Raw genomic sequence first — 25,192 nt, forward strand, 5'->3', positions numbered from 1 at the left:
CGGGGTAACCAGGCCACTTTTACTATATGCTGTCACTCGCAGAAATGAATGAGAGGTGGGAGGAATTAAAACAACCCAAGAAGATCTTTCGGATTTTCACAATAAAAGTCAGGCCGTAATGCTGCAACTTTTTCTCGATTCCCGTACCCATACCCTACGGCACAAGCTCGAATACCCGCCGCCTGGGCTGCTCGAACATCATTCGTACTATCCCCAATCATCACCGCATCAGAGGGATCGACGCCCAATCCCTCAAGTGCCCGCAACAACATTACAGGTTCTGGCTTCAATTCCATCGTATCCCGAGGGGCCTCGACATGATGAAAGAGATCCTGGGCATGTAACCCATCCACAATTGAAAGGGTGTACTCCAAGGACTTGTTGGTCACTATAGCTTTTCTTCGGTCCTGATAATGATGAAGCACCTCCCAAATCCCAGGGTAAAACCGTGTGGTTTCCACGCAATGCTCTAGATAATGTTTTCGAAAAATCTCCAAGGCTTTTTCATATTGATCAAAATTTTCTTCCCCCACCGATAACCGCAATAGCCGCTTCACCCCGTCACCCACAAAACTAAATATTTCTTCCCGGGATCGTAAGGCCAATCCCAAATCCCTTAGCGTCAGGTTTACCGAGGTGGCAATATCGATTTTCGAATCGATCAAAGTTCCGTCAAAGTCAAAGAACAACACTTCCGCACGCCATGTAGTCATTTTTGAACATCTTTCTCATTGGTAAGCTCTAATTGTTGTATCAAAGAATTGAGCAGATTTTTTCTTTCAGGTCCAGATTCATTTAACTCCGCCCAACGAACAAAATCGACCAAACGTTGACGGCCCACATGTGGAGGCAATTGAGGCCCAACAATTTGCCACCGGTCCCCAACCCCCTTCAGATGAAAATATTGAATTTCACGATGTGGATTGGTCACAAACGTTGCGCGTTCCCAGTGCATCGTTCCTAACACCTCGAAAATTACGGGAATTTTGGCCTCTAGCCCATTCATAACTTCCCATTGCGACACATCGTCCACCACCTCATATTGAGAAATCACGACTACGTGTCCCCAGGCCGGTTCTTCCAGCCAGGCCACAAAAGGTCTCACCACCTCCCAGGAATGCGCCTCCAACCGAACGCCTTTTTTATCGAGGGAAAGATATTTCTGTAAAATTTTGGTGGGATCTTCAGTGATGTGGCCGCTAATGGCATGAAGAGAGATTGCACTGAACACCACAATACCCAAAACACACAGTAAGACCCGCATGAACCACGACAACAGGCTCACAATGAATTTGGGATTGGCGATTGAGCCATGACCACACAAAAACCACTGGAGGAAACAGCGACTTATCCTTTGAACAGGATAACCAGAATTATCCCCAATAAGAGCCAAAGAGGAATGGACAACATTAAACCCCAGGCCAAGCCTTGAGCTGTTTTTAAGCGGCCTTTTAGGGTTTGTTTTTCCAAGGCTTTCGTTACCCGCAACCTGACGTCCTCGAGATGGAAGGGTTTGGTAATATAATCATCGGCCCCACGATTAATAGCCTCCACCGCCGTGCCAATGGAGGGATGTCCAGTGATCATCAGAAAAATTACCTCATCATTTTTGGCCTCACGGATACGCCTCAACAATTCCATGCCATCCATATTGGGCATAATCAAGTCCGCCATTATCACGTCAAAGTCACCCTTACGATATTGTTTCAGGGCCTCTTCACCATTTTCGGCCATGACGACGGTATAACCCAATGATAGCAAGAACTCTGACAGGGCTTCCCGAACTCCCTTGTCGTCATCCACAACCAAGATGCGTTCAGCCATTTCTTTCCACCTTTTCCTTATCAGAGAATACCATCTAAAACGACAGACCTGAATGTTGAAATCAGGGTAATTCCACCACCACAACATCCGGCGGAACATCAAAAGTGAGCTGACTGGACGAAAGACCCGTATTCGCCTGAATGTGGTCAAACATCACATGAGAGATATTCCCGCTCACCTCAAACAAGGTAATACCCTGAATAAAATACGTATCAGGAAAGAGTTTGAGCACAATTTTCTTGATAGTTGGAGGGGTTTGGTCAACAGGCTTAGGGACTAAGGTGAGACTCGGGAACTTTTCATTATCTTTCGAGCCATCTGCGGATTCCAGAATCGTAAATTGCTGAGATAGATTTCCTGCCCCCTGCAGAAGAGCTAGGGGCCCCTTGGACGCGGCCATTTGCGTAAGCGCCCCTTTGACCACCTGCTGATGCTCAGGGACATACATCATGACCTGATCACCATTCACATAAATCTGCTCTTCCGATGGATGAAGATAATCCCATCGAAGCAATCCAGGCTTTTTTAAATAGAGCCGCCCTGAAGAGGTAAACCCCGTCGTAAATCCTTCAAGAATGGTTTCCTGGACGAAGTCAGCTTGCAAATCTTTGGTCTGAGCATAACGAGCATCAACCTTCGCAACGATATCTTCCATGACGGAAACAGATGCCGCCGAGGTATCGGATACAGGCATCATAAAGCAAATAATGCCTAGATAGATCGCCCATCGCAGGAACGGCAGTGACATCATCCTATCTCCGCAATAACCGTACTTCGAGCGAGGACCTCTCGTCTCCCATCACGCCCTGGAGCACTCACCAGACCTTCCTCCTCCATTTGCTCAATCATCCGGGCTGCTCGGGGATACCCCACTCGCAAGCGACGCTGAATAAACGAGGCTGAGGCCTGTCCTGTGGTCATCACCAATTCTCTTGCCCGCTCATAGGTCTCATCGCGATCCTGTTCATCCACCGAGGGTTCCTGAACGGACTCTAGGGCCACCGGGTCATAGACGGGAGTGGCTTGGGATTTGACCCATTCCACTACCCCACGCACTTCCTCATCCGAGACATAAGGACCGTGCAGTCTGTTAATTCCACCGGTGCCGGAGGATAAAAACAGCATATCACCTTTTCCCAAAAGACTTTCTGCTCCATTCGCGTCTAAAATGGTCCGGGAATCAATTTTTGAAGAAACTTGATACGCGATACGTGCAGGGAAATTAGCCTTGATCAATCCAGTCACGACATCCACTGATGGTCTTTGAGTCGCCAAGACAAGATGAATGCCTGACGCACGGGCCATCTGAGCGAGTCGCGCGATGCGATCTTCAATATCCTTAGGCGCCACCATAATCAGATCGGCGAATTCATCAATGACCACTACAATGTAGGGCAACAGAACCCGCTCTTCTTGCGAAGACTCCAGAAGTGGGGCCCCCTCCTCCACATCCATCGATTGACCCTTGCTCAGCTTCTTCACGGTCTGAAGTGGAGAACCCGTCTCCTGAGAGTCGGTAACTTTTTTATTATAGGCATCAATATTTCGAACACCCAATTCCGCTAACACCTGGTAACGACGCTCCATTTCTTGTACGACCCACCCTAACCCACGAGCTGCTTCTTTGGGATTGGTGATAACCGGGCGAATGAGATGGGGAATCCCATCGTACACCTGCAATTCCAACACTTTGGGATCAATTAACAGGAGTTTCACTTCGTCGGGATGGGCCGTAAATAGAATATTTAATAACAGGCAGTTCAGCCCCACACTTTTTCCTGACCCTGTCGCACCCGCCACCAATAAATGGGGCATGGTCCGGAGATCTGTCACCACCGGTCGCCCAAAAATATCTTTCCCCAAGGCCAAGGCCAGCTTTGAACGGGCCCGGGTGAAAGCCTCTGATGTCAACATCTCCTTCAATCCAACCGTTTCACGCTGGGGATTCGGCACTTCAATACCTACGGTGGATTTTCCTGGGAGAGGAGCCACCACTCGAACTTTTAAGGCCTTTAAGGCCATGGCCAGGTCATCAGCCAAATTCACAATTCGGGCGACTTTGATGCCGGGACCGGGAGCAAACTCATACATGGTAATCACCGGTCCAGGATGCACATCCGTGACGCCTCCCTCAATCCCAAAACTTGCCAACGTGTTCACAAGAACTTCGGACTGAGATTTTAACACCGCATCGGTCTGATGAGCTGCCCGCGCAGCATGAGTATCCAGCAGATCGGTTGGGGAAGGCATTTGATAGGACTTTGAAATTTTCTTGCGAGAAATAAAGGTGTCGTCGACTTCCTCAATGTGTGGGAGAGTAGGCGTTATCTCGATGGTAGCTGGCAAATCATCTCTTTTTGTCTTGGATAACTTGGACTTGGGTTCCAAAGTTTCCAAAACCATCGCACCGATACCACCACGAGCAGCCAATTGACGATTAATTCGAATCGATTTATTCATTTTTGGTTGGGACTCCGCCACCCACCAGTCTCGTTCCCTCACCGATTCCACCACAGTATTTTTAAGGCGCCCCAAAAAATTCAGGAGAGTTCGAGCAATTTGCCCAATCGATAACGGCACAAGCAAAAGGAAGGCAATAAGTAACAGTGCCCCAAGCATGATCGTGGCACCCGTGACCGCCAGGTACGATCCAAGCCCGGCTGCTACCCATTGTCCCACAACTCCACCCTGGCTTACCCCTAAGACATCCATGTCGGAGACTTGAGGCTGGTCTGAAAATCTAAGATGTAGCAGTGCGCTGAAAGAGAGAACACCAAGCAGCGATCCCAGAAGACTGCCAGACGTAATACGAAGTTTTTCCCCCCATAGGACGCTTAAACCCAACCCGATGAGCAAGCACGGAACTACATAAGCCCCCCCTCCCGCCACAGTGAGGAGGGAAAACGCGAGAGTAGCTCCAATTAGACCTACAGCGTTTTCGGGAATGGAATTTGAGGAAGGTTGCTCGGAAAAAAGAATCGGGTCAGAAGGAGAAAAGGTTGCCAGGCTGAGCAGCCCAAGAATGCCCAAAGTTGCGACTAAAATTCCCACAACTTGTGTGGTTAAGACAGAGAATCCCTTGGTTTGGTCTTTTGTTGGCTTGGTCTTTGAACTAGGGAAGACACTCATCAAAAAATCCTACCATAAGTGTTTCTATCGAGCAAACAACCCTTACGCATATGACAAGGTTACAAAATCCTCGAGATATTAAGAATCGGAGGACAGCATTGGGCCATTGAGCGCTTCACTTAAATGCTGAAACTCCCCCACCGACAGCGTTTCCGCTCGCCTAGTTAATGTGATACCTGTACGAATTTGAGCACTTTCTAGACAGGTCAAAGAAAAACCCGCTCCTCGTAATGCGTTGAGGAGGGTTTTTCGGCGTTGACCAAATGCCGCCCGCACCACCAAAGCAAACACGTCAGCTTCCTGAGCAGAATATGGCTGATGAACACGAATATCCAACCGCACCACTCCCGAATCTACATCAGGAACGGGGCGAAAGCATTTTCGAGACACGGGGAAACCGAAACGGACATCGGCCAAGCGTTGGGCCATAACGGATAGCACACCATAGTCTTTAGTATTGGGTTTGGCAGTTAACCGCTTGGCGACTTCCAGTTGCACGGTTAGGATCATTCGATGGATCTTTGGCCGGGCTTCTAACAACCGGAACATAATGGGCGTTGAAATGTTATAGGGCAAATTAGCCACTACCACAGCAGGCTCTGGTAGTTGATCGAAGGGAAAGCGGAGTGCATCGTGTTCTTGAATATCAAGGTTCGAACATTCCGCAAATTCCTTTTTCAAGAAATCCACCATACGGGGATCAACTTCCAAGGCTAACACCCGCTTCGCCGATTGGCATAACAATCTGGTCAATGCGCCGCCACCCGGTCCAATTTCACAGACATATTCATCGGGCTGGAGGTCCGCCAGATTGATAATTTTTCGAAGTAAATTTCGGTCAATAAGGAAATGCTGACCGAGCCGTTTGCGCGGATAAGGAGGAAGGGGTGCCATTATAGACGGGGAGAAAAATGAGAAGGTTCAACCTGGTGCTTCATATGGGAAGGAGGCATCAGGGGATACCGGTGGTCTGAATGTCCTTAACCAACTTCTTAAGGTGCCGACGGCACATGTCCACTTCATCGGCTAATTCATCAAACACATCGCCCACAAAATAGGTGGTTTCCAGCCATTCCTTGGTAATGTGCTGAAGATATGCCTGACTCACGTAGGGTTCTAGACCATTAATCACTTTTCTCTTCCACTTGGTGACATGGTCTTTTCCCTGCACGGCATTGAGGGCCTTCTCCGCCTGTGCATGAATAGTGGTGATTTCCTCTATTTGACTCTGAATATAGGCCAATAAATCTGAGGTTTGATCGGTCATCATTGGATCCTTTTCCACCAAAACGGGTCATATGAAAACGCCTGGCACCAGAACCCAGACGGTGCCACAAATTTTTACCACAGGATTACATCGCCAAATCGTCATGCTTCCCCGTTGAAAAGGTCATGCCGATGGTCACTCGATGCCCGGCTATATAGTCAGAAACATGCATGCGTTTTTTATTTTCCGGTTGAATCTCCAAAAGATTCAAACTTCCCTGACCAGTTTGGACACGGATGGCCTGTTTCGTGATAGCAGTAATGGTGCCTGGGGCCTGAGATATATCATAGGCAGTATGCCGGGCACCTGGTTCTTGATCTTCAACTTGGACTTTCCAAATCCCCCATCGTTCACCCTCCAGAAACGTATACACACCAGGCCATGGCGACAGTCCGCGAATGCGATTGGCGAGGGTTCGCGCAGGTCGCTCCCAATGCAGCAACCCATCTTCTTTGGTCAAAATGGGCGCCATAGTCGCCGCCGAATCATTTTGGGGGATAGGGGGCATTGTGCCCTCGATCCATCCACGCAGTGTCCTGACTAGAAGGGCTCCGCCAACCTGAGCCATTCGTGGAGCTAACTCTCCTGAGGTTTCATCCTGCCCAATAGAAATTTCTTCCTGTTGAAGAATGGCTCCCGTGTCCATCCCTTCGTCCATAAGCATAATGGTAACCCCGGTCTTCACCTCTCCCTGGATCACAGCCCATTGAATGGGTGCAGCACCTCGATACTTCGGAAGAAGGGACCCGTGCACATTCAGGCATCCTTTCGGGGGAAGATCAAGAATGGGTTTGGGTAAAATTCGTCCAAACGCAGCAACCACCACCACTTCAGGCTCCCATGCTCGAAGAATTTCCATTAACTTGGGATCCTTCATTTTTTCAGGCTGCACCACCGGGATATTTTGTGACAATGCCAGCGCCTTTACCGGCCCCACCTGAACTTTCTTCCCACGCCCACTCGGTCGGTCAGGCTGACACACCACCCCGACGACAGAAAATTCTGACTTCAATAACTGTTGAAGCGTAGGAACCGCAAAGGCTGGGGTGCCCATAAATACGATGCGCATGACTAATTTCCTTAACACCGGATAAAGAAGAAAATCAATTGAACAGGATATAGCTTGCTGCCTCTTCAGGACAACAACTACCCACCCTGCTTACGATTCCAAACCTCTTATTCTGCCATGATCACGTGCATTGACTCCCTTTCAATTACTGTGATAGAAGCCCACGCGGGGGCACATTCTGGTATTTTCGATGCCTTTAATTAGAGGAATGGATCGCGAGCATGGGTGGACATAGTCATTGGTCAACAATTAAGCGCCACAAAGGCGCACAAGATGCCAAGCGGGGGAAAATTTTTACCCGCGTGATCCGTGAGATTTCCATTGCCGCTCGTAGCGGCGGCGACCCGGACGGCAATCCTGCCTTACGCCAAGCTATTGCAAAATCCAAAGAAGTGAATATGCCAGCCGATACCGTCAAACGGGCTATTCAGCGAGGGACCGGAGAACTTCCGGGAATGCAATTCGAAGAGTTTATGTTGGAGGGCTATGGACCAGGAGGCACGGCACTTCTTCTAGAAATTTCAACCGACAAACGTAATCGGACGGTAGCCGAAGTTCGAAATATTCTCACCAAAAATAATGGGACGATGGCCGAAGCCGGCGCAGTCGCCTGGCAATTCCAAAAAAAAGGGTTACTGGTTATCGAAAACCAGGCGGTGACTGAAGAACAACTATTCGAGCTAGCACTGGAAGCCGGAGCTGAAGACGTGAAACAAACTCCCACCGGATTTGAGGTCATTTCTGAACCAGCAAATTTTGAAGCCGTCAAGGAAGCAATACAGAAGGCTCAGATTGAAACCAGTCTGTCCGAGCTAACCTTTATCGCACAAAACCACATTCAACTTGAAGGCAGAGATGCAGAGCAAGCCTTAAAACTCATGGATCTCCTGGAAGAGAACGAAGACGTGTCCAAGGTCCATGCCAACTTTGAGATATCTGACGAATTGATGGAGAAAATGGCTGCCGACAGTGCCTAGGAGGCTGTCTAATATTAGACCGATCTATTGCGGAAGCCCTGGTTTCCTCCAGATTTTCAGATCCGTCTCGCCCAATTACCCAACTTTGCCTCAAACGTTCAAAACGCCTGACTCAAACAATCAGAGCCTCCTTATGATCGCTAATCCTGGACAGGCTCTCTGCCTTCTTGGCTCCACTCCGCTCTATCCTTCTTTATTCCTACTTTGCCCCTTCACAATCCCCACCATCCCTTCATCATTTGCAGATAGTTTGGGTTTCGCACAATCATGATCGCCTCACTGTCAGGAACTCTCTTTTCCAAAACGCCACAAGACGCCGTAATTTCTGTGCAGGGCGTGGGCTATCATGTATTTATTGCCCTTTCCACCTATTTCAGCCTGCCTGAAATCAATTCCACCGTGCAAGTTTTTGTCTCCACCCACTTGCGGAATGACACCATTCAGCTTTTTGGATTTTCCACCACTGAAGAGAAACAAGCTTTTTCACTTCTTACCACCATCAGCGGGGTCGGACCGAAACTCGCCCTGAGTGCCTTATCGACCCTTTCCATCCGAGATTTGTGTACAGCAATTGAAACTGGTGATCTTGAAACCTTAGCTTCCATTCCCGGAGTTGGAAAAAAATCGGCGAGTCGAATCGTGCTGGAGTTAAAAGACAAAACCAATCGCATCATGCTTACGAATTCCCACGAGCCCTCTCCAGCTCCGACCGAACCGACCAATTTTCTCCAGGAGGAAGCCGCCTCCGCCCTCATCAATTTGGGATATCGCGCCCAAGAAGTCAAAAAAGCCATGAATCTCGCGACGGCTAAATTGGACGAACACTACGAACTTGAAGACCTCATCCGCACAACCCTCAAAGAATTAGCTAAAGGGTAATTGAAATAGGTCCGGTGTTAAGGGACTACAGGTTTTGGCCTCACATGAATATTGGGGTATTGGCCAACGTCAAGGTGTGACTAAAATGTGGAATCAAGGATTGAGAGACAATAGGAGCGTTATTCCGGAAATCAGGACTGCCCTCAGAAATAAAAACCCAATACGCCACAGCAAAATCCTTAGAATTCACTCAGTTGTTTGCCACACCACAGAAACCAAACAGAGACTCAATCAATTATAAAGTTTTTGAGTTACTAAGTTGAATGAAAGTAGGGCGGGAGGCTTTAGACAGGCTAGAGGGTTTCACGGATTTTTTGACCGTTGTAACCGCTTTCGAGGACGCGCTTAAAGAAACGTAACACATCTGCTAAATCAAACCAAAATCCGCAATTGATACATTTTGCGTTGAACCGACGTGAAACTCGGGTGTACTGACGTTCAACCAGCATAGTTCCTTGGCATCTGAGACACGTCATATCGATACAGACCTACTCCTGGATGAGATACTCACGATGAGCGTATGGGACAATCCCCACCTTTCCTTGCCAACCCCCCAAAGAACAGGCGGATTACAGTCCCTTACAGTCTTTTTCCCAAATCATCACGGTTGTCTAGCGAAGTCGATTCAAGATCACCGCTACACAGCCCGCAATAACTCCACCTCCAAAAACCGTCAGTCCCATGGAAAGAATTCCTTCCCAGGTCCCAGAATACGACGAACCATAAATCAGGTCTCTCATCCCTCCCTGGACAAGCAAAACAGCTAAGGTCAACAGAGACCCCATTCCAAACCACCAGCCAAAAGTTCGCACATTCTCCTCACAAGGCTGAATCACGCTTTGGACCGGCGTTACGCATCTTTCTGAAGGGCAAAGTTACTGTAATCATTGCAGAAATCGGGTGTCAAGAACTTCACATTTGAAGAAGGATTTAAGAAGGAGTTGCCGGGAATTGGCCCTTCCGGATATTCAACCCATGATGTAAAAAAATAGAGACATTACTTGAGGCATTATTCACGACCGCTAATCCCGGTTCTTCCCCCCGATCGGTGGCAATCGATAGGGTGGTTAATGCAAATGGGGCATGCGGAGTGGGATAATCTCTTGGAGGATAATGAAAGGTTCCATCGCCCTTCCCAAATAGCAATGAAATACTTCCGGATTGAATATTGGCAACGGCCACATCCGGAACTTTGTCGCCATCAAAATCCTGAGCCACTCCAAAATTTGGACCGGCATCACCGCCCGACTCCCTTCCCTCCTGAAAAGTCCCATCCCCGTTTCCTAAAAACACGGTAATGGTGTTCATTTCACCGTTAATCACGAGAAGATCTATGGCACGATCAGTATTGAAGTCTCCAAAGGAGACTCCCAATGGCCGCTTGCCAGTTCGATAGTCAGTTGGAGCTTGGAAGGTGCCATCCCCCAAACCCAGCCAGATCGACACCGCATGACTCATCGGCCCTCCATTGGTCACGGCCAAATCCAAATGTTTATCCCCATTCAAATCTTCGGTAGCCACAGAGGTAGGTGTATCTCCATATTCATATAACGGTCCCAATCGAAATTTGCCGTTCCCCATACCCAACAGGATTTGGATTTTGTCGTTGCGGAGGGCCACCGCTAAATCAGGAAGAAAATCTTCATTAAAATCTCCTGTGGCAATACTCACTGGCGTACGATGAACCAGGTATTGGGCCCCACGCAAAAAAGTGCCATCGCCTTGTCCCAAAAACACGAGAGCATGATTATCCCCGGAGCACGCCACAACGAAATCCGGCACGTGGTCCAGATTAAAATCATCCACAGCCACATTCCTCGGCTCCTGGCAGGCAGAAATCGTTTTTTGGTCCTGAAAACTCCCGTCCCCCTTTCCCAACAGCAGTGACAAGGAATTTCCCTGAATATTGCTGGTAATCAAATCCGTAAACCCATCACCGTTAAAATCACTGGCCCGGATTGACGTAGGGTTTTTACCGACCGGAATATCTAAATAATGATAAATCAGATCAGGAGGATTGTACTCTTCACGCGTAGGACAACCGACCAAAGACAGTAGGCCCAAAAGGCCCAGAGGAATGACAAGTCGAGCCCACAAAGATTGACTGGAATACAATTCTTCTTGCCTTTCTCCAGAATGTGGGGGTTGAGAGGGTGCAATTATAGATGCAGGATAAGCCATGCCCAGCGCCTCGAGTATACGGATTTTTCCAAATGATGTAAAACCTGCTAGTAGCCCGAGAAATCCTCTTTTTCTACCGGGCCACAGATTTTGCCAGAGGCAATTTTGTAAAGGTATGACCTTCGCACACTGGATGACTCGACTCTCTTTATGTTATAGAGGTCCCTTGTCTTTTTGTCTGTTTGTAAGGAGGAAATCATGGCCGAAGAAAAGCAGAAAATTGATCTAAGCATGTATGGGGTAGCCGAAATCATAAAATGGTGCATTACCCGCAACAACGGACGTATTCCAGGAACTGATACCGCCGTCTTTAAAGCACTTCAGGCTGCACTGGCGGAGAAGCCAACCACAGGCGATTATTTTACGCTGGATCAATTTTGGAAAACACGGAAGGTCTTTGAATTTACCAGAGATGAGGTAGCCGTGGTTGATCGATGTCTTTATGATCTCCCGAATTTTGACGGCGCTCAACTACCACAAATTCGATACAAGTTTTGGCCAGAGGCGGTCTGTTCAAAATAGGATGACATCAGGCCCCATACCTCCTGAACATATTGTTAACTCCTTCGATTGCCTGTGTCCCGACAATCTCTGTCTTCAGGCTAGAATGGTCGCAACAACGCTTTCCGACGGCCAAAATAAAGCAAGCGGAGAGGTATCCTACGTCGTTTTTAGGAATGAGGGGAGGAACCCTGCTGACTCAAAGCAAAAGGGATGCTTACCCTTCTCCTTGAAGTAAATCTAGCGGAGAGAAATCATCAGTCAGAATCTGCCCAGGAGCCAGAAGGACCGGCTCCTGCGACATGAAAAATGCAATCCCTTCTGGCGGAAATCGATCACGATTCATCTGGCGGACTAGAACATCCAAAAACTGCGGACCACGCATGACGGAGACAGGTTTCCCACCAAAAAAAATCAGGTTCACGGAACCTTTTTTTGTATCTAACCATTCAGGGCCTGCGACACCGTAGGACACCACTTCAGGAAATGCCAGTTGCATCGTGGTCAACACCGCTTGTGCACGACGAACATTTGCGGGCGAATCGGAAGACGCCAGATTAACAGCAACCGCGCCTTCTGGATGCACATGCTTTCGTAATTCCTCAAAGAATTCCTGAGTCGTGACATGGAACGGAATGAGATGCCTGGCAAATACATCGACCCACACCACATCATATTGGAGAGGATTATTTCGTAAAAACGTGCGGGCATCCTCCACATAAACATGATGGTTGAGCGGTGGCGTATAACCAAAATACCGTTCAGCAGCTCGAACAACAGACGGATCCATTTCGACCACATCTAATTCCAAATCCGGCCAGTTCCTCCCTAACCACTTTGCCAAGGATCCTCCGCCATGACCTAAAATCAATCCTCGCTTAGGATTCTCGACAACCGGCAATACACCCATCATGACTTGGCTATAGGGCAAGGCAAGAGATTCCGGGGTCGCTTTCCACATCACCGCGTGAAAGGTATTGTCCAAAATGAGATAACGGAATAAATCATTTTCACTCACTCTAACCTGTTGGTACGGGCTATCCTCCTGATAAATGGCCGGTGGCAAAATGCTGACCGGATGAAAACCCATCCAGGTCATTCCGGCTACTCCCGCAAGAAGCAGGGCCTGTAGACTCGGCTGGAGTATTCCAACTCTGAATATCCACCATAGACCAAGACATACCTGAACCACGCCAAGGATAGCGACCAATGTAGCACTACCCAGCCAGGTTAAAAGATAAAAGGACGTCCCCCACGTTCCGATGAGGCTTCCAATAGTTGAAACCGCAATCATGCCACCGGTATGACGTCCAAGATGCCCCATATCCCCAATAGCCAAACGCAAGAGGGCCGGGAGAACGCCGCTCAATCCAAATGCCGGAACCGCCAATAGCACACTGGCTGCAAAACATGGCCCCCAGCGAGGATCCTGAATCCATCGGGCCACTCCAAAAACTACGGGCTGCCCTGCCCATGCCAATAATAAGGTCCAAGTGCCGGACAACAACAACAGCCCAGCCAGAACCCTCTGCGGAGCATACCGATCAGCCAGCCACCCTCCGGCCGCATACCCACTGCTCATGGCAGCCAGGACCACCCCGATCAGCGCGCCCCAGACAAATAGTGAACTGCCAAAAACCGGGGCGAGAAGTCGACTTCCTAAAATTTCCAGCGCCATCACCACCGCACCCGTAGAAAAGGCAGTCGCAAAGCACCACCATCGTGGCAGACTGGATTGAGTCAACGAAGATCTTGTCATAAGATGGAGAATTGGATGGACAAAAGGGAATTGATGCTAAAGCATGATTTAGAGGGTGTCAATTCAAGACGAAGCGAAAGCGCCCGCATTTAGGTTCTACATGCGTAACCGGTCACCCTTATAATACTAGGGAAGACAATCGCCACCTGACATCTGACAGGTGAAACAACTCAACCCTTTCCGGTAACATTCCCATTCGGATGTCCCAATCAGCTCAACCTCCACCAGCTCCGTCATCTCCTCAAGGAGAGGCTCATCATATTAGCCGTGCGGCCGGCCTGATCGGCGGAGCCACTTTCTGCAGTCGGATTCTCGGATTTATTCGAGATGTCACTCTCGCCAATTTGTTTGGCGCCAACGCTTCAGCAGACGCCTTTTATATCGCCTATCGAATTCCCAATCTGTTGCGAGAACTTTTTGCGGAAGGGTCCATGTCTTCCGCCTTTATCCCGGTATTCACCGAATATCATTCGACCCGCTCCAAGCAGGAAACCTGGGAATTAGCCAGCGCAGCATTCACCACGCTCCTGACGCTCGTGACCCTTGTCACCTTAATGGGCATCGTTGCCGCTCCGAGTCTCGTCTGGCTTCTTGCGCCAGGCCTCCATGGGCAAGCGAATCAACTCGCCACGACCACGCTCCTCACGCAGATCATGTTTCCCTATTTACTCTTCGTGAGTCTTGCGGCTCTGGCCATGGGAATACTCAATTCCCTCCATTCATTTGCGGTTCCTGCCTTGGCTCCTGTCTTTTTCAATCTGTGTGTCATTTTCTTTGCAGTAGCCGTTTCGCCGTTATTTGATCAGGCGATTCTGGCTGTAGCCATTGGCATTGTGGTGGGAGGCCTCGCTCAATTCCTCATGCAATTGCCCAGTTTGCACAAGCATAATTTCCCATTGTCCTGGAATTTTCATCCGGGCCATCCCGGAGTGAAACGAATGGGCTTTCTGCTCATTCCTTCTCTGTTAGGCTTAGCTGTGACCCAAATCAATCTCACCATCAGCACAATTTTAGCTTCGTATTTTCAAGGAGGCCCCACGTATCTGTTTTATGGCATGCGCCTCATTCAATTCCCGTTAGGGATATTTGGTGTGGCAATGGCCACGGCCATTTTGCCAACCTTATCCGGCCAAGCAGCCCGTGGAGCCCTTCATGAACTACGGGAAACGGTAAATTTCGGGTTACGCATGGTGCTTTTTATCATCCTTCCATCAATGGTTGGGCTGATCCTATTACGCATACCCATTATTCATGTGTTTTTCGAGCATGGCGCCTTTTCGGCCATGGACACACTGGGAACCGCTTCGGCCCTTCTCGGCTTTTCAATCGGATTGTGGGCATTCGCCAGTTATCGAATTCTGGCAACCGCGTTTTATTCCCTTCAAGATACGAAAACACCCGCCATCGTGGCTGTAGCTTCGGTTGGCCTCAACATTGGGCTGTCATTATGGCTTATGCAATGGCTTCAATACACCGGGTTAGCCCTGGCGACCGCATGTGCCGCAATGGGGAACACCCTTATCTTACTGACCATTTTGGGGAACCGGCTTCAGGGGTTACTGTGGAAAACACTCGGCCTATCCCTGGTCCGCACAGGAATAGCCCTTCTCCCTCTCATTGCCGTTTCTCTCTGGATTGCAGGATTCCCGCTATGGCAGACAACAGGACAGAGCCTCGAAAAATTTGCCTGGTTGACTCTGGCGCTTGTTGCAAGCACGATTGGATATTTTTCCGTTCACCATGTATTCAAGTCAGAGGAGCTCATCCACCTGACGCTCATGTTGCGACGAAAGATACGCAAACCAACTTCTACAACGTAAGCATACGGACTGACAGGCATACCTTCATCATGCCCGGCTGTCCTTAGATAAGCGATATCACGAAAGGGCTCATGATTGCCGTTATTCAACGCGTCAGACAGGCTTCAGTCACAGTGGAAAGCCAAGTTATCGCCCGCATCAACCGGGGGCTCGTCATTCTGTTAGGTGTGGCCCAAGGCGATACCGAACAAGACGTGTCCTTCATGGTCCAGAAAATTCCTCGCCTACGAATTTTCCCGGACCCACAAGGGAAAATCACTGATGCCCTTCAAGACATCAATGGCGAACTCCTCCTGATCTCTCAATTTACCTTACTGGCTAATACCGAAAAAGGACGACGCCCAAGCTTTGAATCGGCAGCGCCTCCGGAACAAGCCCGGTTGCGATATCAGGAATTACTGGAACAATTCCGAGCCCTCGATCTGTCTGTACAAGCAGGAATGTTTGGTAAGACAATGGTCGTGTCACTGGACAATGACGGTCCAATGACCCTCATCCTGGACAGCAGGGCAGGCAAAGGAGTAAATAAGGTTAAGAACCTCTTACATCAGGCCGATAGACATACATAGAAACCGACACACCCTCACGAAGGGACATTCGGTGGAAAGAGAGGGAAGGGCATTGATGACACAAATCCCTGAGCAACATCCTCTAAGGCAGTTATTTGGCCGGTTGACAGAACGAAACTTTTCCGAAGCATTGGGATGGCCAGATTTTCAAGTGACGGAATATGTTTCAAACCTGCTTCTCGAATTTATCCATATCGATCAACTCTCCCGTATCAAAGACCATGAGGGAGAACCCGTCGAAACAGTGGTGGAACTCCTGTACGCGGCCGAATCCCATAGCCAACAGTCTTCTGCTGAAAAAGAGCGGGATATTCATCGTCATATTGGGGATTTGACCCTGTTCCTGGCCGGACTCTTCCCCGAATATTGCAAACGGATAAAATGCTCCGGACTTATTCACCACAAAGATTTTTTGGTGGATTACGTCAAAGCCGGCAAACGCTCCTACAGTATTGTCGCTACCCATCAAGATCCTCAGGGCAAAAATCCACCCGCACTCTTTCAAACTCTTTCAACGAATTTTGAACTCTGCGTCGCGGGCCTTGGTTTTGTCCGATTAGACCTGGATCGTTTTCAGGATTCTAGCCTGAACCAAGCGCAAAGCCAGCTTTTCCACTAAGCGCTGGTCTTCATGGCCGTTTCCTTCGCTCGTTCCTCAATATGGTGACCCACCTGCCCAGCCCTCTTCGCTGCCTCACTGGATTTTCCGGGATGGCAAGTCCCATCATCCACAGAATTTGCAAACCCGACAAAAACAGCTTAGTCAACAGCAATGTGACAGAACATCCCTATTCTCTCGAGGCCCAATGTTTTTCACTTGCATTTTCCCTTATCCCGCCTTCTCGCTCCGAGCCGGTCGATCAGGAGGATCGCTTCCGAATCAAAAAGAGAGAAACCAATTTTCCTCACATGCCTATTCAGATGACATACAAATATGCCGAAATGCCTATGATCGGAAAACATCACCGATATATCCTCGTATTCATGGACCCCGTTAGTATGAGGATTTGTGGATCTTCGGATGCAGAGTCTTTCGAGACACTCGCGAAGATCTTCTGACCAAGAGTGCTTTATGACACCAGAACTTGAAAAGAAACTACAATCCTGCCCAAGCCTTCCAAGCCCGACAAACGTCGCCATACAAATCATCAACTTAGCCAATGAACCGGAAATCGACCTCTACAGTTTCATCAGAATTCTCAATTGCGACCCGGCTCTGGCTAGTAAAATCCTACGAATCGCCAATTCTCCGATATACCCATATTGCAAAAAAGTTGAAAGTCTTCACCAAGCAGTGTTGGTCCTTGGTCTCAACGCGACTATTTCTCTGGCCCTCTCCTTTTCATTAATGGAATCCCTACAAACCAGTCGGGGAACCGGCCTGGACTATGGGTTGTATTGGAAACGTGCACTTTTGGCAGGAACGGCTAGCCGTGTCCTTGGAACGGCCTGTGGGTTGGCTGAAATTGAAGAGTTATATCTTTCGAGTCTGATGCAAGATTTGGGAATGCTCGCCCTCGATCAGGTATTCCCTGACCTGTACAATCCCCCTGACCTGGATCAAACCTCCCATGCCAGTATCATCTCCCATGAATTCCAACTCCTAGGAGTCAATCATGCTGCCGTGGGAAGTTGGCTCTTGACGCAGTGGAATTTTCCTGATCGGCTCCGATTGGCCGTGGCTGGAAGCGATGACCCCTCTCGCATTCCACAAGGAGATGAACGCGCAAAATTTGTTTACTGTGTGTCGCTGGCAGGGAAAATTGCGGAAATCTTTTTACGCGACTCTCACGGCACCTACCTCCAAGCGGTCAGGGAGGATGCCCATACTTCGCTGAATCTCACTTCAGCGGGGCTCATGGAAGTTTTGGAAACAACACAAGGGCTTCTTCCGGAAACAGAGAAAATATTCCGGACTGACTTAGAAACCTGGACCGACCCTCAAGCCATTCTGGAGAAAGCCAGGGAGGCACTTCTTCTCAGAAGCCTTCAAACTATCAAGGAAGTTCAGGAGCTTCAACAGAATAACGCCGCCATGGAAGCCAAGTTTCACAATTTGGAAGAAATCCACCGTCACGACCCCCTCACCGGGGCATTGACAAGAGCCTCCCTGGATAAATACTTAGAAACCTCTTTTAAACACGCTCTCGCCAGCAATGAATGTTTGACGCTGGTATTTGGGGACTTAGATAAATTTAAATCCGTCAATGATACCTATGGTCACCAGGCAGGGGATATGGTTCTTCAATCTACCGCCCATCTCTTACGATCGAACCTTCGCACGACCGATTCGGTCGGACGCTACGGTGGAGAAGAGTTCGTGCTCATACTGCCAAAAGCTTCATCAACCACCGCCATTATGGTTTGCGAGAGAATCCTCTCAGCGTTTCGAGACACCACTCATGAAATAGCCGAAGACAGACGCATCAACGTTACCATTTCTCTTGGAATCGCAACCCACACGCCTGATCACCCCTATCCGACTATCACCAATTTACTCCATGATGCAGATGAAGCCGTCTATTATTCAAAAATACACGGTGGCAACAGACACACCTCCTATGACAAAATACAAACTGAACAATCAGTTTGATTGAATCAGGAAGAAAGCACGACTCGCCACCAAGATTTGTAAAATCCTTCGCCCTTTGCTTAAATCAACACCTATCCCCACACCCAAAGTCCTGATCCATGGGGGAGCAGGCTCCCGACAACCAACCCACAATCAGTCAGTTTGTCTGACAGAGGCACTCATGAAGGGATATGAATGCCTCAAGACAGGGCATTCATCATTAGATGCGGTAGAAACCATGATCCGTTACCTGGAGGAATCGGGATTGTTTAATGCCGGGCGAGGATCGCTTCGACAACTCGACGGGATTCAACGGATGGACGCATCGATCATGGACGGGCAGACCATATCGGCTGGCGGTGTAGCAGGGCTGGAAGGATATCTTCATCCAATCTGCGCCGCGCGACGGATCATGACCGACACCGACCATGTATTGATAGTCGGCTCACATGCCAATCGATTGGCCGGGCATTTTGGTTTAGCTCGATTGGTCCATTTGAAGGGTTCGACTCCATTGAAAAACAAAGGAAGTTCACGAAACACGATTAATCCTAAATCCCAAGCACTTTACCGTCAGTTAGGATTGTATGACACCGTCGGTGCCGTCGCCTTGGACTGTGCCGGCCATCTTGCCGCAGGGGCCTCAACAGGGGGAGTTGCGGTCATGTTACCTGGCCGTGTAGGAGATACCCCCTTAATCGGCGCGGGAGTGTATGCCGATGATACCGCCGGTGCCATTTCCATGACGGGCTTAGGAGAATCCATCATACGAACCGGCATGGCCAAACATCTGGCTATCCTGCTGGAGCTAGGCTGGACACCCGCAAGAGCTGCCAACTATGCACTCAAGGCACTCGTCAGTCGAATACAGGGGGAGGCCGGATGCCTCATCCTTGATCGCTCTGGCAAGTTTGCGATTCGGCATACCACCCCATGGATGAGCGCCGGGTATTGGAACGGCCGTGGTAAGCCTGTCGTCAAAAACCGTTTTCCCTGAAAGGTGTTTAATGCCCATTTTTTATTGAAACGCTCAACCTTAGCCGTTCATCCTGTTCATCGCCAAATCGCACCATATTTTCATTGATCATCCAAACATGCGATAATTCCTGAAGGAGTGTTTTTATGTCCTCTTCCACCTTTCATCTCTCCATTCCGGTTAAGGATATCGAATCCACGAAAGAATTTTATGTTCAAGGACTGGGATGCGGCTCGGGCCGCCAGTCTTCCGTCGCCATCACATTAAATTTCCATGGCCACCAAATTGTGGGCCATGTGACCAAGGACCTTGGCCCCCAACAAACAAGCATCTACCCCCGACATTTCGGGTTAATCTGCCGGACAGAAGAGGAATGGAATGAACTTCGAAATCGGGCCCAAACGAATAGCCTCATATTTTTTCGGGAGCCCAGTCGACGTTTTCCTGGGACTCCTCTCGAACACTTAACGTTTTTCCTGGAAGATCCGTCGCATAATCTGCTTGAATTCAAATATTACCTCAATGCGAATGCCATCTTCGGGGAGGAGACTTTTTCTCAAATTGGCGACGCCCATGAACGGAATGGGTAGGAGGTTTTCCCTCACCTGTCATCATTTGTCAGGGCAACGCTATCTGAGGGCTTGAAGCACTTCCGTAAAATGCCCGTTCACTTTGACCTTGGGAAATATACTCCTTATGGTCCCATCCTCATTAATCACCACTGTTGTTCGTTCAATCCCCATATATTTCCGACCATACATTGACTTTTCTTTCCAAACTCCATAGGCCTGAATCATGGCCTTAGACTCATCACTTAACAAGGGAAAATTGAGTTGAAACTTATCGGAAAACTTCCGGTGAGAGGAGACCGAATCCGCACTCACTCCGAACACGACCGCTCCGCTCTTTCTCAATTCCTGAATACCATCCCGAAAGCAGCAGGCTTCTGTCGTACAGCCGGGCGTGTCATCTTTCGGGTAGAAGTACACAACTACTTTTTTCCCTCGAAGCTCCGATGAATTCACGATGCGTCCCGTATCATCGGGAAGAGAAAAAGCAGGAGCAGGATCCCCAACCTGCAACTCAGCCGTCCCCGCTGTGCGTGGACTCTGTTGAGCCGGTTTTTTCGTTTTAGGGGTAGATGCCGTTTTGATTTTCGTTGAGGGGTTTCGAGACCCTGAAGCCAGGCCCTGACTCTTTGATGAGGAACGCTTTGGTGCTGCTTTCTTTTTTGCAGCTACCTTTGTTTTTAATTGTAATGGTCCCTTCTTCTTAGGCTGGGTTTTTTTTTCTTTGGATGCCATAGGATCCTCCTCTCATGGCAAGTGGGTAAAACGTGCCGTGATAACTCGTTTGCTGAATGAAAGTACCCTGACTCAATACAGGAAACTTCTCATCTCCCTAAAGATGGCCCATTGTACAATGAAGAAGAGGGTTCATTCCTCCCTTTTTTTCAAGGAAGCGGGCCACATGGCCCCCATTCTTGGGAAGGAACGAATCGCGTATAGCATTGATGCCCTCGAATTCTTTTGGCAGACCATCCTTTGTATCGCCACCTCATTTGATCTCTTCAGACGCTTAATTCTGATGAGCAACGCCAGAACACATTCTGAGTGGCCTAACCACCACATGCATTTCCCATCTGGCTCACACCACAATGCCCAAACGAATGCTCAGACCTGGAATTTCAACCCTACGTGTGTTCCTACATATCGTTCACCTGTCCATATCTGGCATTGGCAAAGTGGAGGGATTCTCCCCTTCTTGGTCCTTATAAAGGCGCCATCATACCAGGAAGAAAAATGCTGACTGGGGTTATCAATTCGACTCAGGAAGGAATTAACGCTCGATCGGGGTTTTAAGACATTTCTCCACAGTCGAAGGATTTGAGTTGAAAGGCATTCCCCGAGCTTAGCGGATAGGCTTGTCAGCTAGGAAAGATGAAGAAGTCAAGGAAGTGTATTCACGAAGGCGCAATTCTAATGCTTGTATTTCTTCGTCTTTCTGTTTGAGATCCATAACCAGAAGATTATTCTGTACTTCGACATTCTGCAGCTCATTTTGCAAACTTTGTATGGCCGGATGCACCTGATCCAATTTTTCCTTGGTAGCTTGTAATTCCCGTCCGAGTCTTTCCTTCGTTTCCTGTAGATCACAAGCAATGGACTTTTTCGTTTTTTCCATGGTCGATAAGTCGTTCTCCAACATTTTCAGCCGATCTTCAAGCATCATCTTCTCTTCCCGGATAGACTGAACGATGGTATGGACTTCTTCAAGCAGATCAGCAAGGTCTTTCATCTCATTGATCCTCACAGCTCACAAACTTTGCAACCGGTGACATTATTTGAGGCTTTCCCCAGTCATGGTATCGGCCTATTTTTCCCCAATATTTAGTAGCCCTACGATTGTTATTCAATTTTTTGTTTAAATCATTGGCTCCCTGCTAATAAATCTCTTCAGGAGGCAATGGTTTTGGCACCCTTTTTTGCTCGGCACATCTTTTTTTGAGTAAAAGTACGACTCATATTTCTTGACAAATGTTTTCTGCAAATTTTATATTGCACATTATTCCTATCGTTTTAGTATGAATTAAGACATGAACAAGTTTCCTATCAAAGTCACCTATGGAATTATGGCCACAATCGAGCTAGCAAAGCAGGACAGATCCATACCGCTTCAAGCCAAAATCATCGCTCAGCGACAGGGGATACCCTCTCGCTTTATTGAACAAATCCTTCAGCACTTGAAACAAGCCGGGATTATTAGGAGCCTTCGAGGAGCACAAGGAGGGTATACCCTGGCACAACACCCCAGTCAGATTTCCCTTGCGGATTTAGTCAATTCAATGAATGGGTGGGCGACAGAACCATTGCTCCAACATGGGCACACCAACGGTCATTCGGAAAGCCGACAGGTTCCGAACGTCTTACTTTCAAATATTTGGCAACAGGTTCAAGAGGCGGAGCAGGCAGTTCTGCGGGGCATTTCCTTACAAAAATTGGTCGAACAATATCAAACGCTCGAAACCCAGCGCTGCCTGATGTATCATATTTAGCTTTGGCAAAGGATGGACCATTCCAGGGTCAAACAGAAATTAGGGCATTTTTAAGCCAACCCTAGAAATTTACCCCTCTATTCGGGATTTGGAGAATTATCATGAGCACCTCACCGGTCACCAGCCACCCTCCTATTCACACGGTTCCGATACCCCAGGAGATTCTTGAAGAAATAGAAACTTTCGAAGATGAGGTCAATCGCCTGCAATCCGGGGACACTCCAGCCGACGTGTTCAAACCGTTTCGACTCCAATACGGTATTTATGGTCAACGCCAGGCCGATGTCCAAATGGTCCGGATCAAGATTCCCTTTGGTGGTCTGAACGCCAATCAACTACGCCAAGTGGCAGACATTGCAGATACCTTTGCGACCGGCGTGGGACATGTCACGACGCGGCAGGATATTCAACTGCACTTTGTTCCCCTCCGCCATGTTGGCACTATCATGCGAAAACTGGCGGAAGTTGGACTCACCACTCGGGAAGCCTGCGCCAATACCGTCCGGAATGTCACAGCCTGTGCGTTGGCAGGAGTGTGCCCCGGCGAGGTGTTTGACGTGACACCCTACGCGAAAACCGTGGCTTATCATTTATTACGGAATCCTCTCAACCAAAGTCTCCCTCGCAAATTTAAGATTGCGTTTTCCGGCTGTAAGCAGGACTGTGCCCTCACCCCCATCCACGATGTCGGGCTTCTGGCTGCCCGCAATACTGAAGGGGTTCCGGGGTTCAAAATGGTCGTTGGAGGCGGATTGGGGTCCACTCCGCGTCTCGCCAAAGTGCTTCATGAATTCGTTCCCATGGAAGAATTGATTCCCGCCATCGAAGCCATGCTCAAGGTATTTGATAATTTAGGCAACCGAAAAAATCGAAGCAAAGCCCGGATGAAATTTGTCATTGACAAATTGGGGTTTGATGAATTTTCTCAACGATGGAAAGAGACCTACGATGCCATGTTGCAATCCGGCGCCACCAAACTTGGATTGAAAACGACCCCGTATCCTGATGATCCTCCCTTGGTGATGCCGACGAAATCCGGGAACGGCACTTCCACCTCAGGCAATGGAAACAGCCACCCTCATAGCTCAGCACAACATGAAGATCCCTCATCTCAAGAGGCGTTCGATCATTGGTGTGCAACCAATGTGATTACGCAACGCCAGTCAGGCTATAGAACAGCGGTGGTGAGACTTCCCTCCGGTGATATCACGTCTGAGCAAATGTTTGGACTGGCCGATCTCGCCGAACGGTGGGCCAACGGAAACCTTCGTACCACCATCAATCAGAACATCATGGTGCGATGGCTTCCCGAACTGCGTCTCCGGCACTTCTATGACGAACTAGTCGCTCATGGGTTGGGCGACCCTGGAGCCGAAGGCGTCGCAGATATCGTCTCCTGCCCAGGGACCGACACCTGCGGACTGGGAATCACCTCTTCTAAGGGACTGGCTCGAGCGCTGGCAGAAGTGTTCCCTGCCGGAAAGATCGCAGAGGACCTGGAAGGGGTGAACGTGAAAATCAGTGGCTGCCACAATTCCTGCGCTCAACATCATATCGCCACAATCGGATTGCATGGAGTCGGCAAACGCATTGGAGACCATGTGGCGCCAGTGTATGAATTGCACCTTGGGGGACGGGTCAACGGCACTGCCAAAATTGCCCAACTCATTGTGAAGGTCCCTGCGAAAAACGTCCCCGCTGCCGTCCAGCATCTGCTGGATCTCTATCGCCGGGATAGAAAAAATGGGGAGTCCCTCCTGGCGTTCATTGATCGCACCGGAAAAATCCAACTAAAAGATGAACTAATCCCCTACACCATTCTTCCCACATATCAAGAGGATCCACAATTCTATATTGACTGGGAAGGCGATGAGGAATTTTCGGTTGAGGACCTCGGACCCGGCGAATGCGCCGGCGGCGCGTTGGAGATGATCGACAATCGGATCCTTGAAGCGGAACAGGAACTGTATCAAGCGCGTCTGTTGGCTGAAAAGCACCAATACGCGTTTGCCATTAACAAAGCCTATCGAGCGGTGGTGGCAGGAGCAAAAGCCATCCTTGTCACAGAAGGGATTGATCCGAATACGGATGCCGACACCTTAGCGGAATTTGACAAGTTGATTGTGGCCAAAGGGCTCATGCCGGCGGAATACCACAATCTGGCCCTGACAGTGGGAGATCTGGGGAACAAAGACGCCTCGGCTGATCTGACGCAAGGGAAAATCGCATTCACAAAAGGTTTCGTGGATCTCTGCCGGACCGTTTCGGACCAAATCGGCCAGGACCTCAAGTTGGCTCCTGCTGAATTGGGACATAAATCAACTGAATCAACCAGGACGGTACCTACGTCACCTGACAAGGAACCCTCCCCATCAGGCGTGCCCGTCTACGACCTGCGGGGCGTGGCCTGTCCCATGAATTACGTGAAAACCAAGTTAAAATTAGAAATGATGGACCACGGTGAACAGTTGGAAGTATGGTTGGACGGCGGCGATCCGATTCGCAACGTCCCAGTAAGTCTTCGAAACGATGGACACAATGTGCTCAAACAGGAGCCCATAGACCCTGAAGAGCAGCATTTCCGAGTGGTAGTGGAGAAAGTGGAATCGTAAAA

General features: G+C 49.0%; 23 protein-coding genes. 11 read left to right on the plus strand and 12 right to left on the minus strand.

Annotated features, from left to right (window positions below; all coding sequences use genetic code 11):
* Positions 1 to 65 precede the first annotated feature (65 nt).
* The 8 genes from PP769_RS02655 to fmt all read right to left on the minus strand — a co-directional run bounded on the left by PP769_RS02655 (position 66) and on the right by fmt (position 7,289).
* A complete protein-coding gene (locus PP769_RS02655) occupies positions 66 to 713 on the minus strand; it encodes an HAD family hydrolase (RefSeq protein ID WP_312644835.1) in 648 nt (215 codons plus the stop codon).
* Positions 710 to 1,264 (minus strand): hypothetical protein, encoded by a 555-nt coding sequence (locus tag PP769_RS02660; protein WP_312644837.1) that lies wholly within the window; start codon positions 1,262 to 1,264, stop codon positions 710 to 712. The genes PP769_RS02655 and PP769_RS02660 overlap by 4 nt, the downstream gene beginning before the upstream one ends.
* An 83-nt stretch (positions 1,265 to 1,347) precedes the next feature.
* The gene (locus tag PP769_RS02665) at positions 1,348 to 1,824 is read right to left on the minus strand and encodes a sigma-54-dependent transcriptional regulator (RefSeq protein ID WP_312644839.1); all 477 of its coding nucleotides are present in this window, start codon (positions 1,822 to 1,824) and stop codon (positions 1,348 to 1,350) included.
* A 61-nt stretch (positions 1,825 to 1,885) separates the two neighbouring features.
* Positions 1,886 to 2,575, minus strand: coding sequence for a LolA family protein (locus PP769_RS02670; protein ID WP_312644841.1), 690 nt, complete (start codon positions 2,573 to 2,575; stop codon positions 1,886 to 1,888).
* Positions 2,572 to 4,953, minus strand: coding sequence for an FtsK/SpoIIIE family DNA translocase (locus tag PP769_RS02675; protein WP_312644844.1), 2,382 nt, complete (start codon positions 4,951 to 4,953; stop codon positions 2,572 to 2,574). Before PP769_RS02675 ends, PP769_RS02670 begins: the two co-directional genes overlap by 4 nt.
* A 78-nt stretch (positions 4,954 to 5,031) precedes the next feature.
* Positions 5,032 to 5,847, minus strand: coding sequence for a 16S rRNA (adenine(1518)-N(6)/adenine(1519)-N(6))-dimethyltransferase RsmA (gene rsmA / locus PP769_RS02680; RefSeq protein ID WP_312644846.1), 816 nt, complete (start codon positions 5,845 to 5,847; stop codon positions 5,032 to 5,034).
* Between the two features lie 58 nt (positions 5,848 to 5,905).
* Positions 5,906 to 6,223, minus strand: a complete 318-nt coding sequence (locus PP769_RS02685; protein WP_312644849.1) for a hypothetical protein — start codon at positions 6,221 to 6,223, stop codon at positions 5,906 to 5,908.
* An 82-nt stretch (positions 6,224 to 6,305) separates the two neighbouring features.
* The gene (fmt, locus tag PP769_RS02690; RefSeq protein ID WP_312644851.1) at positions 6,306 to 7,289 is read right to left on the minus strand and encodes a methionyl-tRNA formyltransferase; all 984 of its coding nucleotides are present in this window, start codon (positions 7,287 to 7,289) and stop codon (positions 6,306 to 6,308) included.
* Between the two features lie 221 nt (positions 7,290 to 7,510).
* On the opposite strand from fmt, the gene PP769_RS02695 reads away from it, so the two are divergent.
* Both PP769_RS02695 and ruvA read left to right on the plus strand, forming a co-directional pair.
* Positions 7,511 to 8,266 (plus strand): YebC/PmpR family DNA-binding transcriptional regulator, encoded by a 756-nt coding sequence (locus tag PP769_RS02695; RefSeq protein ID WP_312644853.1) that lies wholly within the window; start codon positions 7,511 to 7,513, stop codon positions 8,264 to 8,266.
* A gap of 267 nt (positions 8,267 to 8,533) precedes the next feature.
* A complete protein-coding gene (gene ruvA, locus PP769_RS02700) occupies positions 8,534 to 9,145 on the plus strand; it encodes a Holliday junction branch migration protein RuvA (protein ID WP_312644855.1) in 612 nt (203 codons plus the stop codon).
* A 930-nt stretch (positions 9,146 to 10,075) separates the two neighbouring features.
* Here ruvA and PP769_RS02705 read toward each other — a convergent pair.
* Positions 10,076 to 11,326 (minus strand): FG-GAP repeat domain-containing protein, encoded by a 1,251-nt coding sequence (locus PP769_RS02705; RefSeq protein WP_312644857.1) that lies wholly within the window; start codon positions 11,324 to 11,326, stop codon positions 10,076 to 10,078.
* Between the two features lie 198 nt (positions 11,327 to 11,524).
* Here PP769_RS02705 and PP769_RS02710 point away from each other — a divergent pair, with 198 nt between their 5' ends.
* Entirely contained in the window at positions 11,525 to 11,848 is a 324-nt protein-coding gene (locus PP769_RS02710) for a hypothetical protein (RefSeq protein WP_312644859.1), read from the plus strand.
* Between the two features lie 196 nt (positions 11,849 to 12,044).
* Here the strand turns inward: PP769_RS02710 and PP769_RS02715 are convergent, their stop codons facing one another.
* Complete coding sequence (locus PP769_RS02715) at positions 12,045 to 13,571, minus strand: spermidine synthase (RefSeq protein WP_312644862.1); 1,527 nt, start codon at positions 13,569 to 13,571, stop codon at positions 12,045 to 12,047.
* A gap of 215 nt (positions 13,572 to 13,786) precedes the next feature.
* Here PP769_RS02715 and murJ point away from each other — a divergent pair, with 215 nt between their 5' ends.
* The 6 genes from murJ to PP769_RS02745 all read left to right on the plus strand — a co-directional run bounded on the left by murJ (position 13,787) and on the right by PP769_RS02745 (position 20,113).
* Complete coding sequence (gene murJ, locus PP769_RS02720; RefSeq protein ID WP_312644864.1) at positions 13,787 to 15,406, plus strand: murein biosynthesis integral membrane protein MurJ; 1,620 nt, start codon at positions 13,787 to 13,789, stop codon at positions 15,404 to 15,406.
* A 71-nt stretch (positions 15,407 to 15,477) separates the two neighbouring features.
* Positions 15,478 to 15,975 carry a D-aminoacyl-tRNA deacylase gene (gene dtd / locus PP769_RS02725; RefSeq protein ID WP_312644867.1) on the plus strand — a complete coding sequence of 166 codons (498 nt, stop codon included), beginning with the start codon at positions 15,478 to 15,480 and terminating at the stop codon, positions 15,973 to 15,975.
* Positions 15,976 to 16,030: 55 nt separating this feature from the next.
* Positions 16,031 to 16,594 carry a hypothetical protein gene (locus tag PP769_RS02730; RefSeq protein ID WP_312644869.1) on the plus strand — a complete coding sequence of 188 codons (564 nt, stop codon included), beginning with the start codon at positions 16,031 to 16,033 and terminating at the stop codon, positions 16,592 to 16,594.
* Between the two features lie 453 nt (positions 16,595 to 17,047).
* Positions 17,048 to 18,568, plus strand: a complete 1,521-nt coding sequence (locus tag PP769_RS02735; protein ID WP_312644871.1) for a diguanylate cyclase — start codon at positions 17,048 to 17,050, stop codon at positions 18,566 to 18,568.
* Positions 18,569 to 18,623: 55 nt separating this feature from the next.
* A complete protein-coding gene (locus tag PP769_RS02740; RefSeq protein WP_312644873.1) occupies positions 18,624 to 19,544 on the plus strand; it encodes an isoaspartyl peptidase/L-asparaginase family protein in 921 nt (306 codons plus the stop codon).
* Positions 19,545 to 19,669: 125 nt separating this feature from the next.
* A complete protein-coding gene (locus PP769_RS02745; protein ID WP_312644875.1) occupies positions 19,670 to 20,113 on the plus strand; it encodes a VOC family protein in 444 nt (147 codons plus the stop codon).
* A gap of 39 nt (positions 20,114 to 20,152) precedes the next feature.
* On the opposite strand, the gene bcp is transcribed toward PP769_RS02745, so the two are convergent.
* On the minus strand, positions 20,153 to 20,827 hold the full coding sequence (bcp, locus tag PP769_RS02750) for a thioredoxin-dependent thiol peroxidase (RefSeq protein ID WP_312644877.1): 675 nt from the start codon (positions 20,825 to 20,827) through the stop codon (positions 20,153 to 20,155).
* Between the two features lie 607 nt (positions 20,828 to 21,434).
* Positions 21,435 to 21,821, minus strand: coding sequence for a hypothetical protein (locus PP769_RS02755; protein WP_312644880.1), 387 nt, complete (start codon positions 21,819 to 21,821; stop codon positions 21,435 to 21,437).
* Between the two features lie 298 nt (positions 21,822 to 22,119).
* On the opposite strand from PP769_RS02755, the gene PP769_RS02760 reads away from it, so the two are divergent.
* Positions 22,120 to 22,578, plus strand: a complete 459-nt coding sequence (locus PP769_RS02760) for an RrF2 family transcriptional regulator (protein ID WP_312644883.1) — start codon at positions 22,120 to 22,122, stop codon at positions 22,576 to 22,578.
* A gap of 101 nt (positions 22,579 to 22,679) precedes the next feature.
* A complete protein-coding gene (locus PP769_RS02765) occupies positions 22,680 to 25,190 on the plus strand; it encodes a ferredoxin-like domain-containing protein (RefSeq protein ID WP_312644885.1) in 2,511 nt (836 codons plus the stop codon).
* Positions 25,191 to 25,192 lie beyond the last annotated feature (2 nt).

This window comes from Candidatus Nitrospira allomarina (assembly GCF_032050975.1).
GTDB lineage: Bacteria > Nitrospirota > Nitrospiria > Nitrospirales > UBA8639 > Nitrospira_E > Nitrospira_E allomarina.

What these genes read in the sequence shown, in the direction of transcription:
- PP769_RS02665 (WP_312644839.1), bottom strand. Translation starts at nt 1,824, where the DNA reads ATGGCTGAACGCATCTTGGTTGTGGATGACGACAAGGGAGTTCGGGAA.
- PP769_RS02675 (WP_312644844.1), bottom strand. Translation starts at nt 4,953, where the DNA reads ATGAGTGTCTTCCCTAGTTCAAAGACCAAGCCAACAAAAGACCAAACC.
- rsmA (WP_312644846.1), bottom strand. Translation starts at nt 5,847, where the DNA reads ATGGCACCCCTTCCTCCTTATCCGCGCAAACGGCTCGGTCAGCATTTC.
- fmt (WP_312644851.1), bottom strand. Translation starts at nt 7,289, where the DNA reads ATGCGCATCGTATTTATGGGCACCCCAGCCTTTGCGGTTCCTACGCTT.
- PP769_RS02710 (WP_312644859.1), top strand. Translation starts at nt 11,525, where the DNA reads ATGGCCGAAGAAAAGCAGAAAATTGATCTAAGCATGTATGGGGTAGCC.
- ruvA (WP_312644855.1), top strand. Translation starts at nt 8,534, where the DNA reads ATGATCGCCTCACTGTCAGGAACTCTCTTTTCCAAAACGCCACAAGAC.
- bcp (WP_312644877.1), bottom strand. Translation starts at nt 20,827, where the DNA reads ATGGCATCCAAAGAAAAAAAAACCCAGCCTAAGAAGAAGGGACCATTA.
- PP769_RS02705 (WP_312644857.1), bottom strand. Translation starts at nt 11,326, where the DNA reads ATGGCTTATCCTGCATCTATAATTGCACCCTCTCAACCCCCACATTCT.
- PP769_RS02655 (WP_312644835.1), bottom strand. Translation starts at nt 713, where the DNA reads ATGACTACATGGCGTGCGGAAGTGTTGTTCTTTGACTTTGACGGAACT.
- PP769_RS02735 (WP_312644871.1), top strand. Translation starts at nt 17,048, where the DNA reads ATGACACCAGAACTTGAAAAGAAACTACAATCCTGCCCAAGCCTTCCA.
- dtd (WP_312644867.1), top strand. Translation starts at nt 15,478, where the DNA reads ATGATTGCCGTTATTCAACGCGTCAGACAGGCTTCAGTCACAGTGGAA.
- murJ (WP_312644864.1), top strand. Translation starts at nt 13,787, where the DNA reads ATGTCCCAATCAGCTCAACCTCCACCAGCTCCGTCATCTCCTCAAGGA.
- PP769_RS02685 (WP_312644849.1), bottom strand. Translation starts at nt 6,223, where the DNA reads ATGATGACCGATCAAACCTCAGATTTATTGGCCTATATTCAGAGTCAA.
- PP769_RS02745 (WP_312644875.1), top strand. Translation starts at nt 19,670, where the DNA reads ATGTCCTCTTCCACCTTTCATCTCTCCATTCCGGTTAAGGATATCGAA.
- PP769_RS02765 (WP_312644885.1), top strand. Translation starts at nt 22,680, where the DNA reads ATGAGCACCTCACCGGTCACCAGCCACCCTCCTATTCACACGGTTCCG.
- PP769_RS02730 (WP_312644869.1), top strand. Translation starts at nt 16,031, where the DNA reads ATGACACAAATCCCTGAGCAACATCCTCTAAGGCAGTTATTTGGCCGG.
- PP769_RS02670 (WP_312644841.1), bottom strand. Translation starts at nt 2,575, where the DNA reads ATGATGTCACTGCCGTTCCTGCGATGGGCGATCTATCTAGGCATTATT.
- PP769_RS02660 (WP_312644837.1), bottom strand. Translation starts at nt 1,264, where the DNA reads ATGCGGGTCTTACTGTGTGTTTTGGGTATTGTGGTGTTCAGTGCAATC.
- PP769_RS02695 (WP_312644853.1), top strand. Translation starts at nt 7,511, where the DNA reads ATGGGTGGACATAGTCATTGGTCAACAATTAAGCGCCACAAAGGCGCA.
- PP769_RS02755 (WP_312644880.1), bottom strand. Translation starts at nt 21,821, where the DNA reads ATGAAAGACCTTGCTGATCTGCTTGAAGAAGTCCATACCATCGTTCAG.
- PP769_RS02760 (WP_312644883.1), top strand. Translation starts at nt 22,120, where the DNA reads ATGAACAAGTTTCCTATCAAAGTCACCTATGGAATTATGGCCACAATC.